The organism is Sporolactobacillus mangiferae, assembly GCF_023336505.1.
GTDB classification, from domain to species: domain Bacteria; phylum Bacillota; class Bacilli; order Bacillales; family Sporolactobacillaceae; genus Sporolactobacillus; species Sporolactobacillus mangiferae.
Genome location: NZ_JAMAST010000021.1, coordinates 29,350 through 47,130, shown reverse-complemented (window position 1 = coordinate 47,130; position 17,781 = coordinate 29,350). Strand labels below are relative to the sequence as shown.

Below are 17,781 nucleotides of genomic sequence, written 5' to 3'. Positions count from 1 at the left end.
CCAGAATGATTGCGCTTATCTTTTTCATAAAAAAGCCCTCCGAAATCTATGGTTTCTTGGATAAACAGTTTGATGCAGTACTTGTGGGAGCGTTTGACCATTGGTGTTGCCTATGATGAATCAAAGTACGCTTGTTCTAGTAATGATTGGAAGATGCTTAAAAGGCATTACACAATTAACAATCGCTGAATTTTGTTTGAAAAAATAATATTCTATGAAATTTATCGGTAATTAAAGAACTATATAATCAGTTTAGTAAAAACATCCAAATTTTACAAATAAATGATATACTTGACTAGTAGTTCTAACAACCTATGAAAGAAGGATTGGAAATGAAGTGTTCAAAATGTGGCACAGAAAATGACGAGCATGCTAAGTTTTGTCGAAACTGTGGTCAATTGCTCAATGTGGAATCGTCCGAATCCACGTCCCGCGTGCAGGAAGAAACTGCGGCAGCAACATCAGCAAAAGGTGGATTGACAATTAGTACGGGTGGGTTCTCCGAGTTCTGGACTTATGTAAAAGAGGCATTGAGAACTCCGGGCAGCTACGATAACCAGTTGAAGAATGGAATTATTTCGCTTATTTTGTTTTCCGTTTTACTGCCGATTTCCATTGTTCACGCACTTAATCAGTTAGTTCACAATTTAAGCAGTTCGATCGGTGGTTCATTAGGTTTGGGCAGCATCGCATCCACAGCATTTGATAATTCTAAAATACTCGGTGTTGAGACGACTGTGAAGTGGATCATTGCACTGGCGGCAAGTCTTGCATTTTATGCGCTGATCATGTACCTCTGTCTGAAGGTTGCCAAAGCGGATGTATCATATAGTACAATCATTGAAGAATTTGGTTCGATGAGTGTTCCATTATTCGTTGGTTCAGTGTTACTATTCCTGCTTTCGTATTTGAATTTAAATCTCTTTTTTGGGGCATTGGTGATTGTTTCTATTGGCGTGCAAGTCATGTTTTTCTTCACGATGTATAAACTGAGCAAGGAAGCGGTCCTTGATCCTTTTTATCTGGCGTTGATCTGTCACTCTGTCTATAATATCGTAATCTATTTTGCATTAAAGTCATATATTTGGAGTTTGATCAGCAATATATCAAATATCCCCGGTTTTTAATCATTTACCCAACTATTATGAAAGAAGGTTGAGTCTCGTTGGCATTACATTGTACACAATGCGGGAAAGTTCTTGAGGATGGGGCCAAATTTTGCACGAATTGCGGCCATCCAGCCGTACAAGTGTCAGAGAATGAACCGGCTGCAGCATTAGCTCAAGCTGAAGTTGCCCCCGTGCCTCAGCAAAGTCCCCCGACTCGCTACGCAGAAACCTCTGCAAGAACGTTAACTATTCGTAAACGCATCTACATTCCAATCATTATTATCGCAATCTTACTAGCTGGTTTATATTATACGGGAAAGGTATTGGCTGATCCGCAGAGAACGGTCGAGTCTTTTAAAAATGCGGTGCGTGATCATAAGGCACATCAGTTAGCTTCAATGATTCATACAAATGAGAACACCAAAGTGACCGATGAACAGGCGAAAGCCATGCTTTCTCTTTTTGAGAAATATCCTGAAACGTATTCGGCATCATTGAGTGCAATGGAAAGCAGTGCCGGGCACTCTGGCAAACAGCCTAATGGTTCTACTGCATTATACCGGTTGAAGAAGCACGGAAAGAAATTTCTGCTTTTCGACAACTATGAAATCAGCACCAAAGTGGTTCATCCCAAAGCGGTTACCAACTTAAAAGGAATGAAGGTCGGTATCAAAGGCATTGGAAAGACGAGAACGGCAGACAAGGCTTCCGGTGATTCACCGGAGACAGTTGTGTTAGATGCTGTCATTCCCGGTTATTATACGCTTGTCGGTAAATCCAAGGATATTAATACATCAAAATCATTTGCTTTTGTATCTTCATCGGGGAAAGTTGATTTCACCGCCATTTATCTTCCTGTTACTGCAAACATACCAAGTGCCGAGCTTTTTATGAACGATCAGGATACAGGCAAGAAACTCGGAGAGCATACGACGGTCGGACCTTTCAAAAAAAACGATACTCCATCCTTTTATGCAGTCTATACAGTTAATGGAAAATCAATCAAGAGCGATACGGTAACAATTACAAAAGATGATTCGGATTATGACGATGGCACATTAACACTGGAAGATGCTCAGGAAGGCGTAGAACTTTATTTTGAAGAAGCCGATAGTGAAGACTTTTATTCGCTTGATCAGGAAGATGCCGATAGTGAGGCAAATCGCGATGTGCTGGAATTCTTTTTCCAGCAATATCTTGACTCACTGGGGAGCGCAATCTCCAACCAGGCTACCGACGAAGTTTCCGATTATTACGAAACAGGTTCGGATTTTACCAAATCTGAGATGAAAAGCATTGAAAACCTTGGCGATAAAGAAATTACAGAATCCAATCAATCGTTTACCATCGATAAATCAACCTATAAAGATTCGGATACATTTAGCGTCGATGTTACCGAAGATTGGAACGAATATTATTATGACGATGATAACAATGAAGTTGACAAGGATTTCACATTAAAAAGCAATTATTCAGTTAAACAAACTGCCCCCGGTACGTTGAAAATTGTCGGACATAAAACACTCAGTAAAAGTGAAAACTGATTCCTCTAAGAGGTGATTCCAAATGGCTGATCGTTTTTGTCAAAACTGTGGTCATACATTGAGGCCCGATCAGAAATTTTGTGGGAATTGCGGCAAGGGGATCGCCGCACTAATAGAACCTAAATCACAGCGTGCAGCAGAGTTCAAAGATTCACCCAATCAAAATACTCAGAAAAATTTTTGAAATTCAGCGATATCCCTTTAGTGAAAATTATCCGAGGTTGATCCCTCGGTTTTTTATTTGCTAAGCCCTCATTTATGATCAGTTATTCCTGATATTTCTATTTGGTTGATTATCCTCTGGATGATCGCATTGGGTTTGGGAGATGGCAGTAACAATAGGAAAACCTCACATTTTCTTTCTTTGACCAGAGAAGCAACATTAAATTTAAAGTAAGCGTCAAAATAATCCACACCGTAAGCGTCAAATAGCCCACCTCTTTGACTGGATGCGGGTTATTTATTTACTGAAATTATCAATTTAACCAATTGCACGGTTAAGGATGCTTTCTAGCATATCGTTAAACCCAGTGTAAGATTTGATGAAATCTCTACTAGGTTTGCATGGCTCTACAAAGTCATCGATTTCAATAGTGCAAACAAACCAGGCAATACTTGATTCAATAAAGTCATTATTTTCATCGTTATCATTTTGAGTTCAACAAATCCGTCAAAATCTAATCCATTTCTTTTCCCTGGAAAGCCTTCATATTCTGTAAATCACAGCACAGACCAACTTGGATGCTTTTTGGTAGCAATCACTGCAACGGGACGATTTGTTTCAGCCACTCCAATATGGTTAGTGCTCAATATGCCACTGCTGCCATAATTTAATAGAAACCATTTATAGTTTTGTGGCAAAGCTACCCCCCAACGCTTGCTCGATTTCACTAACTATATGTTCCCTTCACCCCGCCTGTAAAAAAAACAGAATCGTTATTTTCATGATCTTTCGTTCTAATTCTATTTTATAAGATTTTACTTCTTATTTTTCCACCTTGTCTATTAATGTTTTCAATTTTATGAGATTGGGGTGATTTTTTGCGTTTATTTTATATAAATCATTTAAGTAGTTGAATGAACCTGTTAATAGCTCATCTCTAAATTCAGTGAATAATACAAGCCTTCCGCTCCAAGAAGGATAAGTCACTTTGTTTGGAATAGTGCAGACAACGGCATGGATTCCTTCAGGCTTAGTTGCATGGGCTTCACTAATTAGCAGCTTATCATTGCTTGTTCTCTTTAGCTCAATCCATACATGAGGTGTTTCGATATCACTTATGTATACCTGATTTTCCCTTTGAATAAGGTACAGTGCTTCTAAAAAATAGATAAACCACCAGTATACTGAAACAGAAAAAGCATCTACGTCCTCTGTGAGCATTAGACCATACTCTGCATTACCAATTTGTATTTGAAAGTATCCATCTGCCCCCCTAAGCTTATTTACTTCGTTTACTACATGTTTAAATATCTTATAGTTTATGTGAAACATTTTGATCCCTCCGGTTAATTGTGGATGTTTCTAATTTCTTGAACAGTGAACTTATGACTTCCATACACTGTACCAAAAGTACCATCAGAATGAATATATAAATTCAAAATTTCACCATTTATCTTATAGATTAAATTGCCTGTCTTGCCCTGACGTAACAAATCATTGTAAGCAATCTCCGAATACTTACTTATTTCCTCCATACTCCATTTAGGATTAAAAAATAATCTATTATTAATTATTTTTTTCAATTGAGCATCAGTTAGATAGTTGATTTGTCTTCTTAATATGTTGATATTATGCCTGTTTTGAATGTGTTTTATATTTTCTTGACTCAGAGGATGAGTAATTACTAGTCGGTCATTTTTGTTCGGTTTACTGCTTTTCGTTTCTTGCCCAGAATTTTCAACCTTTCTCGTCGACGCTTGCTGTATCAAGTCCGTCACATGATCAACTTGATTGGTGAGCGAGTCATCACGATCGGGCAGCTTCTGCAATTTGCTTCTCAATCCCCTTGCATCGATAACATTGTAAGGAATCGTACCGTTCGCAAATTGTGTGCGGGGAAATAGAGGAGTGCTCCATTCATTAAGTTTATTATTCATTGATTCAGTGTGCTTTGCCAGTGTTGTTTTTGTTGCCCTGCGTACTTTGCTGGCGGCTTTGCCTATTTTTCCGGCCTTGGCAGCTTTACCAATTTTATCGACGCCTTTGGTTCCTGCAACTGAGGTGACCAGCGTGGCGAATGCGTAGCTGATCCATCTTGATCGTGTATAAGCATCCCCATGAACCATATCTTTGTCATAGGACTCAGCGATCGCTTGGGCGATAAGTGCTGAAGTTTGTCTCCAATTCCATAGTGCCATAACCGTGTTTGCCGCGGCTTTTAGAGGATCTCGGGCCATATCGATAAATCCATAGACGACATCTTTGCCCGTGTCAATTAAGCCTTGTGTAATCCCACGATTAATTCGATCATTTAAAAAATGCATACGAACATCAGGGGGCAGGCAGGCTTCGGCAGTCATTATTCGCGCTTGTTCCTGCTGCTTTTTGATCTCCAGATACTTCTGTGTTTCCTTTTGCATTCCATCCTGAGCCTGATAGATTTTGCTGTCGTGATAGGCGGTGACGTTGAAATGCATCGGTTGGACGTTTGCGCCTTGGCGGGTCGCATTGATGAGTTCCCCATACAGGGCTTGAATGTGCGGCAGATCATCCGCGATTTGACGGTATTCGTTGGTCAAGGACTGATCGAGATCCTGAACGTTGAGAACCATCTGCGCGCGTTTTTTGTCAGCGGCATCCAATGCCTGATCGATGTCATGGCTTGAGAAGGCATTGATCGGTACAAGATCGGAAATACTGCTTAGAATCTTGGCAATGCCATTCCGCTGCTCGCGTACCATTTCCTTGGAACGTGCATAGCCCATGGACAAGTCCTCGTTCAAGAAGGGCACATGAACTTGCGTGCCACTGCCAAGATTTTTATCTTCGATGGTACCGGCAATGCCATGGAAATAGGCAATCTTTTTGTCAATCAGCCGTAACCAGGCGTCGACGACGTTCACCTGGGCAGCGTAGAATGCCTTGAGTGCATCGGCTCCGTGACCTTGAAAATCAGAGCCGAGTCCTGCAATCTGCCGGAATGTGGTTTGCAAGTTATGGAATTGATCGCGCAACGTCTGGTAGTGTTTGGCATGTGCATTTGCCGACTCGATCAGTGACTCGGCATTATAGGTTTGTGTATCGCTGGCGGAGCCTGAGCCATCCCTGTTTATTCTCATTGAATCACCTTCGCAAATAAGAGACATTGAGGGTACGCGGAAATGTGATGTGGCAATAGGAGTAGTTTTTGCGTGAAGAGATAAACTATTTTGGTTTGTTTCTAGTATACAAAATGTGATCAATTCTTGAACACGGCCGAAACTCCTGAAAAAGCAATAGAATTTTATTGATAAGGGGGTTGTCGACAACATGCGACAAGAAATACCCTGCCGACAGGCCTATTAGATAGCTGTTCAGCAGTGGGTGCCAGGGAACATACATCTGTTCCAGTTAGAGGAAAAGTTTTTACTCCTGAAATGAACCGTTCAGCATTGAGCGCGTTAACTCTAAATTGTCTATTCATTTCAACAGTTCAGAGCAAATTTGGACGCAATGACACCTTTCCATACGGTATCCGCAGGGAATGAAGCTGAATCGAATGATTTGTACAAAGATAATGCTTTTGACAATTCGCATTATCCATGCTCCTGCGTCTTCGTTTAAAATGTAGAATAGGGCATTTTCATGTGACCTGCGAGAAAATGAGCGAGGTGATGGACATGAGTTACAAACCAAAAACAAAAGAGACCGATAATAGTGTCATTGAATTTATTGAATCGGTGGAAAATCTGAAAAAACGTGAGGATGCGTATCGGTTACTTGATCTTTTCACTGAGATCACCGGGTATGAAGCGAAAATGTGGGGGCCGAGCATTATCGGATTTGGCTCGTATCATTATAAGTACGCGTCCGGACATGAAGGTGATGCCCCGCTTACCGGGTTCTCTCCCCGAAAAGCGAAGATCAGCCTGTATTTGATGATGGAAAACAACGATTATGAGCACTTTGCACAGAAATTTGGCAAGCATACGCGGGGAAAAGCCTGTATCTATGTGAATAAGCTTGCGGATATTGATCGTGCAATACTGAAAGATATGATCAGGACATCAGTCGCTTTTTCACAAAAACAGAATCGATGAATCGGGCAAATGCTCTGTTTCTGCTTGCGTGCAGGCCTTGTCTGTATTTGCACAATTTACAGCGTCAAGCTGTACATTATTTGATGTGGTCAGATACACTGCAGGAAGCGCCTTTTTGATGGGTAATTATGCAATGCGATATAAAATTAAGGCTAAGTTTACTGTGTAAATTGAACTTTGACAAATCGGCGAATTTCGCTCACACAATTTATAGATCCAGTTGTATTTTTGCTATACTGGATGTACAACCATGGACAGGTGCCATGGCTTGAACACTTTTGGTGAAAGGAGGAAAACGCATGAGCGAAAAAGTGCTTCTGCAAATCTTAGACAAGCTGACAGGCATGGACGCACGGTTCGATCATCTGGAAATGCGTCTGGATCGAGTAGAGGCGCGTCTGGATCAGATAGAAACGCGCATGGATCGAATAGAATCACGCATGGATCAGATAGAAACGCGCATGGATCGAATAGAATCACGCATGGATCAGATAGAAATACGCATGGATCAATTGGAAGAAAAGCAGGATCTGATGCAGGAACAGCTCAATGAAACAAACCGTGTCCTTAAAGCAGTGTATGACCGCCAGGAAGTATCGGATGCGAAACTGGTGGCACTGAGCAGTGATGTCGACAGTCTGCATGGCTATGTCAAGAAGATCAATACAAAGGTAGACCTCAATCAGAAATCGATGGACAAAATGCTCGAAAATCAAGCGGCTATCTTTGAAATGCTTGGCGAACATGATGTCGCAATCCGCACACTGAAGAAGAAAGCAAGATCAACGTAACATGCAATTACCCATAGAAAAATTCCGCCTTAAAGCAAGCGATTTACTCCAGTCCACCGGCAGCGGTGATCAAATTCCAAAATTCAATAGAAAATATAAAATGCCGGTGGCCGCCTGAAGGCCCCGGCTGTTTTCATACTATAAGAAAGTATATAAATTTAAAGAAAATAGTATAAGTGCGACGGCGGCTTTGCCTTCGCCAGAGGCTTGGCAAAGCCAGGTTTTCTAATGACAGCGATCCGTGAGTGTTGTCTGCTGCGAGCTTATCCCGGATCGTTCCCAACTATTGTGTGGCGCATCGGGAAGCACTCTGATTGTTTGATGAGGGAGCTGTTTTCGTTTAATCATCCGGCAGGTGTTCCTCCAGCTCACTCATTTTCATTCATTGGCTTAACCACCCGATACAGCCGCCATTGATCACTGTACGTTTTATCTAATTTGGCAAAGTCTGCCCCTTGCTCATAGAAGCTTTTATAGCGTTCGTTAACGGCATTAAGTGCGGCGACTCCATCTGGTTTCGGTACGAGTATGTAGGTCACATGTTCATTGACCGGATCGTTCAGTTTCTTTTTAAAATCGAGATCGCTGGTGATGATCAGCTGCTTCGTCTGATCCATGTCGAGTATGATTTGAAATCCATTAAATGAATCGAGAAGTAATGAGGCATGGCTGTCCATGCGTAAGCGATCGTCGAGATCTTCGGCGATCTTCTGTGACAGCAGGTTACTTGCGTATGTGGCACTTTTCTTATAATGAATCGCCTGATATTCCTCGGGCGACAGACGCTCATTATTCATGGCGTAGCCCGTTGTATAGGCGGAAGCACTTAAGAGGATCAGCGTGATGCAGCCACCGAGTATATAAAGGCGTCTGGCCTGTTCTTTCAGTTTCTGAAGTTCATAAGGAAGCCAGGCGAGTGTGATGACGAAGGGATAGACAAAAAAACGCAGCCATCCGTATGATGCCCCCTTATGTAGCATGTAGACCTGCATGAGCGGTATCGACATCAATAAGAAGAACAGGCAGAGAAAACCTGCTTTGAAAACCCGCCGCCTCAAAATACGAATGATGAGTACGGCAAGGAAAGGAAGAAGAAACGGGAGACTCCTTTCGGCGACGAAAAGGAGGGTATTTCCATAGTCACCGATGACGGGGCCAATGGTTGGATTTTTACTCAATCCTTCAGACTGCGCCAGATTGGAATAATTGGAACGCAAAAAGAACAGGCCATCACCCATAATGGCCCAGTTGAGCGCCATCCAGATGATTCCGGTATAAAGGGCGGGCAGGAGGGCGATCCATTCACTGGCTTCCCATTTATTATAAGTATAGGCGATTCCATAATGCGCGGCTTCGCCTTTCCTCCGCCTGCTCCAGATGATGATAAAAAGCGAGAGCGCCAAAGCCGCACCGAATACGACGGACTCATAGCGGGTAAGCAGGGCAAGGGCGAGTGCAAAACCAATCATAATCATCGACGTAACACTGCGCTTTTCATCCAGCCAGTCGGTAAAGGCAATGATGCAGAACATAATGAAACAGATGAAGAGCATCTCGCTCATACCGTTGGAACCATATAGAAAAAGAAAGGGGTTGAATGAGAATAAAAGCACAAAGGCGAAGCTGAACAGGAACGGCTGCTTTCTGCGCAACAGGGCTTTAAAAAGCAGCACGGAGGTAAATGCTGCGAATAAAGCAGTAAGTATAATACCGGCAATTCCTTCGGAGGCCAGCACTTTGCACCATGGGTTCAGCAGCAGGATCGGGATCGTGAGCAGGCTGGGCAATGGATTCCAGACGAAACCAATTGCGCCGAGGTGCGGATCTCGGCTGAACAGGACATAATAGCTATTAGCAACGCGGCTGACAGCGTCACCCGGGATAAAATGGTTCCAATGGGCCATCCAGATTCCAAAGGACAGTTCAAGAATAAAAAGTATCGAACCAAAATAATAGGGGATATGCTTATTTCTGGACATGCTGCGCCACCGTTTCTACCGTATTTGCAGGTACACTTGCTTTCTTAGGAGAGAAAGTCCATCGATCATTCATCACATAATTCCAGATCACTCCGGTCACGATTCCCAATAAACCACTGAACATTGGACGAAAGTGAATCATGTAGTAGAGAAAGGACAGAAAACCGCTCGAAATACACAGACCACCGGCGGCAACTGCGGCATAACGAAGAAACTGGATCATTTGCCGGTTTGCCTGACGCACGGATCGTGATTTCCAGGTTAAGGTACTGTTTAGCACATAGTTGGACGCCATGCTGATGATGGAGGAGAGCATAAAAGCAAGCACAACCGGACTTCTCAAGAGCAGCATTACTTTATATATGGCCAGATTAACGATCACACCGCTTAAGCCAATGGCACAAAATGAAAAGAATTTGCGGTCTTCTTCGCTGATCATCACCAATCGCGCGAGGTGAATTAAATAGCGTAACTGTTCACTTCCGCTCATTTTTGAGCTTCCGAGATCTCTTGCGTGGAATTGATAGGGAATCTCCGCAATGGATGTAATATGGGCACGGACAATCAGTTCGATCATGATCTTCCAGCCGATGGGATGATAGACGTTTCCCTGAATGGCGGATCGTTTTACGGCGAAAAATCCGCTCGTCGGATCGGTGATTTTCCGCAGCCTTTTTAATGCCAGACGGGCGATTGTTCGGGCTGTCCAGGATACAAACTTCCGATAGAAGTTAAGCCCGCCGTCACTGCCTCCCGGGACAAACCGTGAAGGGACCACCATTTGGAAGCCCTCACTCAGTTTGTCGATCATGGCAGGAATCAGTTCAGGAGGATGCTGAAGATCGGCATCCATGACGACAAGGTTATCACCGAGAGCGCATTTAAGTCCGTCTGTGACTGCGGTTGCCAGTCCCCGCCTGTTCGTCCGATGAAGATAATCGACAAAAGGGTCCTTATTACTTAGCTGCTCGAGTAGTTCCGGAGTGTTGTCTGTGCTGTCATCGACGAAGAGAATCTCGAACGACTTACCGGTTGGCTGCAGTGCCTCTTCTATGCGCTTGGCAATGATGCGAACGTTATTTCCTTCATTAAAAGTCGGAATGATCACGCTTATGTCCATAGTGCTTCCCTCCCTTATTTATAGACTGTTGCTTTTCGTTGTGTCATAGCGCTCCTGATCGAAACCGTGCACGGTTTTCTCCCAATAGAAAGGCTTCCTGATTAGCTGCCAGAGCGCTTTTATTGAAGCGATGCTCATCATCGCCCAATAGATTGGTGTCAGCAGGGCATAGCGCACGAGACCGTAGGACAGCCATGTTTCTTTTTTCCGGTACAGTTCATGAACGACCCAATAGGTGCCGGCGATGTTCGTGTAGATAAAAAGGAAATTGCCGAGAATCAGCTGGGCGGCCGCTAAATAATAAATGATGCCCGGAAAGAATGCGGTGATCCATCCGGCATGCGTCGCGTACCAGAGAACGAGCAAGGACCAGAAAATCGGATTCAGCATTGGCAGAAGCGGCGAGGACAGAAGCATGAACTGCGCGCCCCAGAACCCCTTGATCCCAAGTTCCTGATGAAGTTTAATTGGATGGCGCATGTGCACCAGCCAAGTCTGCATATAGCCCTTAATCCAGCGTGAACGCTGATGAATCCAGTTCATGAACCGGCTGTTCGCCTCTTCCAATGTGCGTGAGTCGACGACCCGGGTCGTATAATTCTGCTTATATAACCGGATGCCAAGATCAGCGTCTTCGGTCACATTATAAGGGTCCCAGGCACCGAGTTTCTTAAGTACATCCGTTTTAAAATGATTGGATGTCCCGCCGAGCGGTATCGGAATATTGATCTGCATAATGCCCGGGAGCAGCAGTTCAAACCAGTTGCTGTATTCTTGCGTGAAAAACTTTGTCAGCAGATTCTGCCTGCTGTTAAAATAGTTCAGTTTTGCCTGAATGCAGGCGGTATGCTCCGGGCTCTGCTGAAAGGCGAGAAACACTTTTTTCAGTTGATCAGGATCGGGACGATCTTCAGCATCATAAATCACCACATATTTTCCTCTGGCGCGAATAAGTCCGTAATTGCAGGCTTTCGGCTTGGTCTTCGGCTGGCCTTCAGGAATGATAATCATCTGAAAGTAGCTTGGTAAATGAAGCGATTGAATCACTTCCTGAGCTTCAATGTCATCTTTTTCGATAAGCAGCCGAATGTCCAGCTTGTTTTTGGGATAATCCAGTTGATCCAGATTGTGGACTAACTGCGGAACGACATTGCTTTCTTTGTACATGGGAACCAGAATGGTGTACAGCGGGAGTGCACGCTCATCAATGTCCTGGATCTGTTTCGCGTTAAAGCGAATCTGGGCGTTTTCTTTTGTTCCATAGAGAATCATGATGAACTTTGTAACCGTCATCGAGAAGTACATCAGCTGAATGACAACATTAATGATGACAAGCGTATAAAACCAGTTCCATAACAAAGCGGCGGCAATGACGATTCCGATCACGATCATGCAGATGATCTGTGCAAAAGTAAATGTCTGACTGGCTGAATTTTCCGGTTGTTCTTTTTTTAATTTTTCCGTGCTTTCATGAAGCTGTTCTTCCTGATAAATCTGATCCCAGAGGAGTTCCATCTCCCATGGGGAGGCAAGTACCTGGGTGACCGGAGTATCGATGATTTGGGCAAGCTGGTGGATCGCTTCGTCATTGAGCAGTGCGTCAACAGCGATAATACACTGATCAACGGATCGTCTGATTGCAATGGCTTTAAATCGCTGCGCGACAGCTTCGGGAAGCTTGGCGTTCATGACCTCCTGCTTGTTATAAGCCATGAGCCTTCCCGTCTGATTTTGGACGGCAAGTGCTTCTGTGAGCTGTGCAGGCGTAATCAGGTTCATCGAGATCAGGATTGAACCAATGTCTCCTCCGACGGATTGCTGAACACGCAGTGCTTCTTCCAGTTGATCCCGCTTGAGGTATCCGGCACGCACTAGCTGTTCGCCCAGGAGAAGACGTTTGAACGATTGATCAATAATGTCCTGTATCTGTGAGCGGTCCACGTAACCGAAACGCACCGCGATGTCGCCGAGCCTGCCGCCATGAATCCGCTGTTCTTCCAGGCACTTGTTCAGTTGCCTGGCATTGATCAGGCCGAGGAGCAGGAGCCGTTCACCAATCCGCAACGGCGGAAAATCAGGCGGATCAGCGTTCGCATTGTTCCGAATCCATTGCTTGATCAGCGTCCATTTATGCGGCTCCTCGCTTAGTTTCTGTTCAATGCGTTCATAGGCGGCTTCAATTTCAGCCTGCAATTCCTGCACATGCAAACGCTGCTGTTGTTTGTTCTCGTTGTTTTCAATCGTTAGCTGCTGAATTTTCTCTCTGTTCGCTGTGATTTCTGTATCGAGTCTTGAGAGCTGTCCCTTTTTTCGCCAGATCTCTATGTTCATTTTGAGATGTCCTTTGGAAAGTGATCGACTCCGCGCTCAATCTGCAGGAGATGTTCACGTGTTGCCTGCAGCTTTTTTATCGTCTCTTCATAGCGGGCCCGCGCGCGGGCTCGCTCGTTCTTAAGCGCAAGTATCTGGAGTTCCAGCTGCCTGTTTTCATCCTGCAATTGTGCGACTGTCATCTCTTTTAAACCGACTGCCGAATAAGTGAGCAATGATTTCTTTCCTCCTTTTCTATGTGTTCCTGCATCTGTCATTTTGTGAAAATAAACGCTCATGATGATTTGTCTTTTTATTCTAATTTATAAAAATAGACAAAAACTGAACAATTTGGGTGATTAATGTCATAGCTGAAAAGGAGTGGTTTCAGAGGTGCGAATCTAAGGTGAAAGTTAAGTGTTTTTTATAAAAAGTTATGTTTAAATCTAATGTTGTTCTTCTGACCAAAGGCAATGGGCATGTCGCTTTGCGGAACTGGCAACGCTGATTTTTGATTGTTTGAGGAGGCCTGCGGGTACACCCCGTGGCAAGCAGACACAGGGGCAAAAAGTGATGAAAAGTAACAGCAGATTCTAACAAAGCCATATAAAAAAGGAGTCATACACTGGACGAGATATATAATCTCTAATCCAATGAGACTCTTTCAGGCTCTGGCTCCTTTGTAACGAAACCGCTGTTTCACAAAACTGGATAAAAATAGTGTGCCCGGATTAGCTGGGAGACAGGTGTTTTTTATAATGCCCGCGCTTTCTGGAATCCTGAGTGAATGGCATCGGCAATTCGTCCGGGTTTGACAGCATCGCCAATGATTTTTACGTTTGGTAATGTTTCCATTAATTCTTTTGCCAGCTTATTGTGGCTTTTCACGCCCAATGATAAGATCACGGCATCTGCCGCGATGATTTCTCGAACATTGTTTTTTTGGACGGTGGTTACAGTATGGTCATTAATTGAAACAAGGCGCCGGCCCGTCATATATTTGACGCCGCCTTTTTTCAGGCGTTCGGTGACATCCCAAACATTCGGAGCGAAAGCGCCCGGCGCAATATTTTCGGCCATCTCAATAATGGTCACCTGATTTTTTTGCTCGACAAGCATTTCGGATGTTTCCAGTCCGGTCATGCCTGAGCCAACGACTACAATTCTTTTATTGCTGAAGACCAGTTTCTTTTCCAGAATCGGGGTAGTTGTATAAACGAAATCCTGATCGGCACCTGGAATGCCCGGCTTAAACGCAAAGGCGCCGGTTCCTATAAACACAGCATGCGGATGATAGGCAGCGATTTTTGCTTTTGTGGCTTCGGTTCTGTAGAGAATCTCAGCACCGGCATGAACGGCCTGTTTTTCTAAATCGATGTATGACCAGGCGATTTTTTCTTTTAGTGGCGGGGCTTCTGCTAATTTTACCTGACCGCCCGCTGAATTTTCTTTTTCAAGGACCGTCACATCAAAATCTCTCTGGGCCAGTTCTCTGGCGGCTGTTAATCCGGCGGGACCAGCGCCGACAATAACCACCTTCCGCCTCTTTCCGTCTCTGATATTCTCAAGCGGGAACCCTGTTTCGTGACAAGCACGGGGATTCACCGCGCATTTGGAAGGCTGTCCCTTGGTCATGTTCTCTTCGTAGCATTCCTGACAGACCAGACAGGAAATGCATCGTGAAATCAAATCAGATTCACCCTTCTTCGCTTTCTTCATCCATTGGGAATCTGCGAGCATCGGTCGGGCGAGGCCTATAAAGTCCTGCGTCCCGGAAGCCAGTATTTCTTCAGCCTGCTCGGGTGTTCGGATAACACCAACAGCAATGACTGGGATGCTGACGGCTTCTTTGACAGCCCTTACTAAATCCTGCCGCCAGCCTGCAGGGTAACTCACAGGTTCACTGATCAATGCCTGAGTATCTGAATTCGCAATCGTTACATTGATGGCATCCGCACCGTAGCGCTCAATGGCTTTTGCCAGGCGAACGCCTTCGGGCAATTTAATACCTATTTCCGGATAGCCGATTTTTTCATAAAATTCATCTACAGTCAGACGTACGGAAATCGGGAAGTCCTTGCCGCAGCGTGTGCGAACTCCCGAGATGATCTCTTTGATGATTCTGGTGCGATTCTCAAGGCTTCCGCCATACTGATCGGTTCTGATATTGGTATATGGGCTCAGAAATTGGCATAGCAGGTATCCATGGCCGGCATGTAGTTCGACTCCGTCCGCACCGGATGCTTTGACGCGCTCTGCAGCGTCAACGAATTCGTTAATTAAGTGTTTGATTTCTTCGATTTTCAGTGGCTCGATTCTTTGGTTGCCGAAGGGTGAAAAACCTAATCCAGCGGGAACATTGCTTGGAGCCTTCAGTGGTGGCATATATTTATTCATGAAACGAACCATTTTCGGGTCATTAATCGTTGAGCGATTCTGTTTTCCCATGATTTTATAAAAAAGCTTCCAGTAGCCAGGAATCACCTTTGCTAATTTGTTGCCGATCGGCCATAGTGCAGGAAAGACAGGCACGTTCTGCCTTCCGGGATGATGAAGCTGAACAAATATTTTTGCACCTTCCTGATGAACAGCATCTGCCACCTTTTTAAAAGCTTTCACGTGTTTTGCTGAAGCCATCGATAATTGTTTTCCAGAGACAACTCCGTCTTTTTCGTTAATCCGTGTATATTCCGTAATGATCAAGCCGATGCCGCCTTTTGCGCGCTCCGCGAAATAGGCAAGCGATTTTTCACTGGCTGTCCCATCCTCGTTTGCCAGTCCGACACCCATTGCTGTCATGACTCCTCTGTTTTTAATGATCAGTTGGTTGATTTTCATTGGTGAAAAGAGTAAAGGATAATTCATCTTCCCCGCTCCTTTTATGGTTGTTTAAATTTAGACACTTGCAAAATTCACAATTGAATGATAAAGTGTTTTCGAAATTGATGCAAGGTTCATCTTTTTAATAATGTACAAGTTTAGACATTTTTAATGAAATGAGCAGGTAAGGAAGGTCAACCATGAAATATGATTTATCTAAGAAAGTGACACGCGGCGCCCAAAGAACGCTGGACGCTTTTTCGAAGACAATGTTTTCTTTATTGTCTGAAAAATCATTCGAAGAAATCAGAATTAATGAACTTTGTGATATCAGTAATTTTCCAAGAGCCACTTTTTACAATTATTTTGATGATAAATATGATTTGATTAATTATTGCTGGTATGTTTTAAGCCAGGAAATTCATTTGGACGAGTTCACAACGATGAACCCTGATGATTTGCTGACGGTATACTTTGATCGAATCTTTGATTTGCTTCAAAAGGAAAAGAATTTGCTGAACCAAATCATTCGTCACAATTCCTTGACGGGTACCTTAACAAACAGTTTTATTTATTATTTAAAAAAGAAAATGAGGTCTATTTTCTATCGATGTTTGAAGACGCATAAAAGTGATGTCCCCATTGAATTAATGGCCGATCATTACAGTAATACGATGCTGCTGATTCTTGAGTGGATTTTCTTTAAACAAAATATCATCACGAAGGAGGAGGCACATCACTATTTGGATTATTTCTTGGGAGAACTATAGACTGATTTTTCTAGGAGAGGATAGTCATGAAAATAGCCATTATAACAGGCGCATCTGCCGGTCTGGGCAGGGAATTCGTTAGGGCAACGGTTGAAAGAGAGAAGACTGTAGAGGAAATCTGGCTGATCGCAAGAAGAACGGAAAAATTGGAAGAATTGGCCCGCGCCTATCCGCAAACCCGATTTAAGATGCTGCCATTTGATCTGACGGATACAGAATCATTCGCAGTGTTCAGCGAAACATTGGAGAAAGAGCGCCCTTCAATTGAATTGCTTATAAATAATGCGGGAATGATTGGTAGCGGTGCATTTGGCGATATTGATTTAAAGCGACAAGAAAACATGATTGCATTGAATATGAAAGCGCCGATGGAACTGATCTATCGTACCCTGCCCCGCATGAAAGCCGGAAGCCGAATCATCAATGTCTGTTCCGTAGCCGGTTTCGCTCCTACCCCCAATATGATTACTTACAGCGCGACAAAAGCCTGTCTCTTTAGCTTTACGAAGGGTTTGAGGCAGGAACTGAAAGAGCGGAAAATCAACGTTTTGGCATTATGTCCCGGAAATATGAAAACCGAAATGTTTTCGGACCCAACCAGTCCATCCGAGCATAAAAGTATCGTGAATCTCCTGCCGTTTCTGGATATGGAGAAAGTGACAAGAAAATCACTGGAATTAGTTAAGCGCGGCCGAGGCATCTATACACCGCACATTGTCTATAAATGCTATCGATTGATCGCCAAATTCATCCCTCATGAATGGTTGATGAAGATCTCAAAAGTATAGGTCAGTGAGAAAAGCGAACGGCTTTTCAGAGATTAAAAAATCGCGGAAAGTATGAGCTTAAATGAGAGCACTGTTGACTTGCTGAATTTAAGTGCGGAAACGAAAGTCCTTCGGCCCCCTTCAGCAGATCAGACTCATGCCAAATCCTCGTTATAAATGATTAAAACTGCTCTGATGAAGAACAGTATGTTTCACAGTATAGTGTTATTTTTGAGCATTCATTGTCTCACTTTGTCTTCATTAAATCTTCCTTCAGCGGCGCGAGTTTCTTTCGCAGTAGGGGTATAGTACTATTTATTCGGGATTTC

General features: G+C 43.7%; 14 protein-coding genes. 7 read left to right on the top strand and 7 right to left on the bottom strand.

Annotated elements, in window-relative coordinates:
- The first annotated feature begins 332 nt into the window (after positions 1-332).
- The 3 genes from M3N64_RS12640 to M3N64_RS12630 are packed head-to-tail and all read left to right on the top strand — an operon-like array spanning position 333 to position 2,837.
- Positions 333-1,127, top strand: coding sequence for a zinc ribbon domain-containing protein (locus M3N64_RS12640; RefSeq protein ID WP_249102885.1), 795 nt, complete (start codon positions 333-335; stop codon positions 1,125-1,127).
- A gap of 38 nt (positions 1,128-1,165) precedes the next feature.
- The gene (locus tag M3N64_RS12635) at positions 1,166-2,653 is read left to right on the top strand and encodes a zinc ribbon domain-containing protein (RefSeq protein ID WP_249102863.1); all 1,488 of its coding nucleotides are present in this window, start codon (positions 1,166-1,168) and stop codon (positions 2,651-2,653) included.
- A 22-nt stretch (positions 2,654-2,675) separates the two neighbouring features.
- On the top strand, positions 2,676-2,837 hold the full coding sequence (locus M3N64_RS12630) for a zinc-ribbon domain-containing protein (RefSeq protein ID WP_249102861.1): 162 nt from the start codon (positions 2,676-2,678) through the stop codon (positions 2,835-2,837).
- Positions 2,838-3,638: 801 nt separating this feature from the next.
- Here the strand turns inward: M3N64_RS12630 and M3N64_RS12625 are convergent.
- Together M3N64_RS12625 and M3N64_RS12620 are read right to left on the bottom strand one after the other, a co-directional pair.
- Positions 3,639-4,148, bottom strand: coding sequence for a hypothetical protein (locus M3N64_RS12625; RefSeq protein WP_249102860.1), 510 nt, complete (start codon positions 4,146-4,148; stop codon positions 3,639-3,641).
- A 14-nt stretch (positions 4,149-4,162) separates the two neighbouring features.
- Positions 4,163-6,127 (bottom strand): ribonuclease YeeF family protein, encoded by a 1,965-nt coding sequence (locus M3N64_RS12620; protein WP_249102859.1) that lies wholly within the window; start codon positions 6,125-6,127, stop codon positions 4,163-4,165.
- A gap of 348 nt (positions 6,128-6,475) precedes the next feature.
- On the opposite strand from M3N64_RS12620, the gene M3N64_RS12615 reads away from it, so the two are divergent.
- A complete protein-coding gene (locus M3N64_RS12615; protein ID WP_249102858.1) occupies positions 6,476-6,895 on the top strand; it encodes a DUF1801 domain-containing protein in 420 nt (139 codons plus the stop codon).
- A gap of 299 nt (positions 6,896-7,194) precedes the next feature.
- Positions 7,195-7,686 (top strand): coiled-coil domain-containing protein, encoded by a 492-nt coding sequence (locus M3N64_RS12610; RefSeq protein ID WP_249102856.1) that lies wholly within the window; start codon positions 7,195-7,197, stop codon positions 7,684-7,686.
- Positions 7,687-8,054: 368 nt separating this feature from the next.
- On the opposite strand, the gene M3N64_RS12605 is transcribed toward M3N64_RS12610, so the two are convergent.
- The 5 genes from M3N64_RS12605 to M3N64_RS12585 all read right to left on the bottom strand — a co-directional run bounded on the left by M3N64_RS12605 (position 8,055) and on the right by M3N64_RS12585 (position 15,960).
- Positions 8,055-9,665 carry an ArnT family glycosyltransferase gene (locus tag M3N64_RS12605; RefSeq protein ID WP_249102855.1) on the bottom strand — a complete coding sequence of 537 codons (1,611 nt, stop codon included), beginning with the start codon at positions 9,663-9,665 and terminating at the stop codon, positions 8,055-8,057.
- Positions 9,652-10,785, bottom strand: a complete 1,134-nt coding sequence (locus M3N64_RS12600) for a glycosyltransferase (RefSeq protein WP_249102853.1) — start codon at positions 10,783-10,785, stop codon at positions 9,652-9,654. The genes M3N64_RS12605 and M3N64_RS12600 overlap by 14 nt, the downstream gene beginning before the upstream one ends.
- Before the next feature lie 18 nt (positions 10,786-10,803).
- A complete protein-coding gene (locus M3N64_RS12595) occupies positions 10,804-13,116 on the bottom strand; it encodes a cyclic di-GMP-binding domain-containing protein, MshE-related (protein ID WP_249102851.1) in 2,313 nt (770 codons plus the stop codon).
- Entirely contained in the window at positions 13,113-13,331 is a 219-nt protein-coding gene (locus M3N64_RS12590; protein WP_249102849.1) for a hypothetical protein, read from the bottom strand. Before M3N64_RS12590 ends, M3N64_RS12595 begins: the two co-directional genes overlap by 4 nt.
- 517 nt (positions 13,332-13,848) lie before the next feature.
- A complete protein-coding gene (locus M3N64_RS12585; protein WP_249102847.1) occupies positions 13,849-15,960 on the bottom strand; it encodes an NAD(P)/FAD-dependent oxidoreductase in 2,112 nt (703 codons plus the stop codon).
- 155 nt (positions 15,961-16,115) lie between these two features.
- Here M3N64_RS12585 and M3N64_RS12580 point away from each other — a divergent pair, with 155 nt between their 5' ends.
- Together M3N64_RS12580 and M3N64_RS12575 are read left to right on the top strand one after the other, a co-directional pair.
- Complete coding sequence (locus tag M3N64_RS12580; protein ID WP_249102845.1) at positions 16,116-16,685, top strand: TetR/AcrR family transcriptional regulator; 570 nt, start codon at positions 16,116-16,118, stop codon at positions 16,683-16,685.
- Between the two features lie 26 nt (positions 16,686-16,711).
- Positions 16,712-17,473 (top strand): SDR family NAD(P)-dependent oxidoreductase, encoded by a 762-nt coding sequence (locus tag M3N64_RS12575; RefSeq protein WP_249102844.1) that lies wholly within the window; start codon positions 16,712-16,714, stop codon positions 17,471-17,473.
- Positions 17,474-17,781: the final 308 nt, after the last annotated feature.

What these genes read in the sequence shown, in the direction of transcription:
- M3N64_RS12620 (WP_249102859.1), bottom strand. Translation starts at nt 6,127, where the DNA reads ATGTTGTCGACAACCCCCTTATCAATAAAATTCTATTGCTTTTTCAGG.
- M3N64_RS12640 (WP_249102885.1), top strand. Translation starts at nt 333, where the DNA reads ATGAAGTGTTCAAAATGTGGCACAGAAAATGACGAGCATGCTAAGTTT.
- M3N64_RS12605 (WP_249102855.1), bottom strand. Translation starts at nt 9,665, where the DNA reads ATGTCCAGAAATAAGCATATCCCCTATTATTTTGGTTCGATACTTTTT.
- M3N64_RS12610 (WP_249102856.1), top strand. Translation starts at nt 7,195, where the DNA reads ATGAGCGAAAAAGTGCTTCTGCAAATCTTAGACAAGCTGACAGGCATG.
- M3N64_RS12575 (WP_249102844.1), top strand. Translation starts at nt 16,712, where the DNA reads ATGAAAATAGCCATTATAACAGGCGCATCTGCCGGTCTGGGCAGGGAA.
- M3N64_RS12585 (WP_249102847.1), bottom strand. Translation starts at nt 15,960, where the DNA reads ATGAATTATCCTTTACTCTTTTCACCAATGAAAATCAACCAACTGATC.
- M3N64_RS12630 (WP_249102861.1), top strand. Translation starts at nt 2,676, where the DNA reads ATGGCTGATCGTTTTTGTCAAAACTGTGGTCATACATTGAGGCCCGAT.
- M3N64_RS12580 (WP_249102845.1), top strand. Translation starts at nt 16,116, where the DNA reads ATGAAATATGATTTATCTAAGAAAGTGACACGCGGCGCCCAAAGAACG.
- M3N64_RS12600 (WP_249102853.1), bottom strand. Translation starts at nt 10,785, where the DNA reads ATGGACATAAGCGTGATCATTCCGACTTTTAATGAAGGAAATAACGTT.
- M3N64_RS12595 (WP_249102851.1), bottom strand. Translation starts at nt 13,116, where the DNA reads ATGAACATAGAGATCTGGCGAAAAAAGGGACAGCTCTCAAGACTCGAT.
- M3N64_RS12625 (WP_249102860.1), bottom strand. Translation starts at nt 4,148, where the DNA reads ATGTTTCACATAAACTATAAGATATTTAAACATGTAGTAAACGAAGTA.
- M3N64_RS12615 (WP_249102858.1), top strand. Translation starts at nt 6,476, where the DNA reads ATGAGTTACAAACCAAAAACAAAAGAGACCGATAATAGTGTCATTGAA.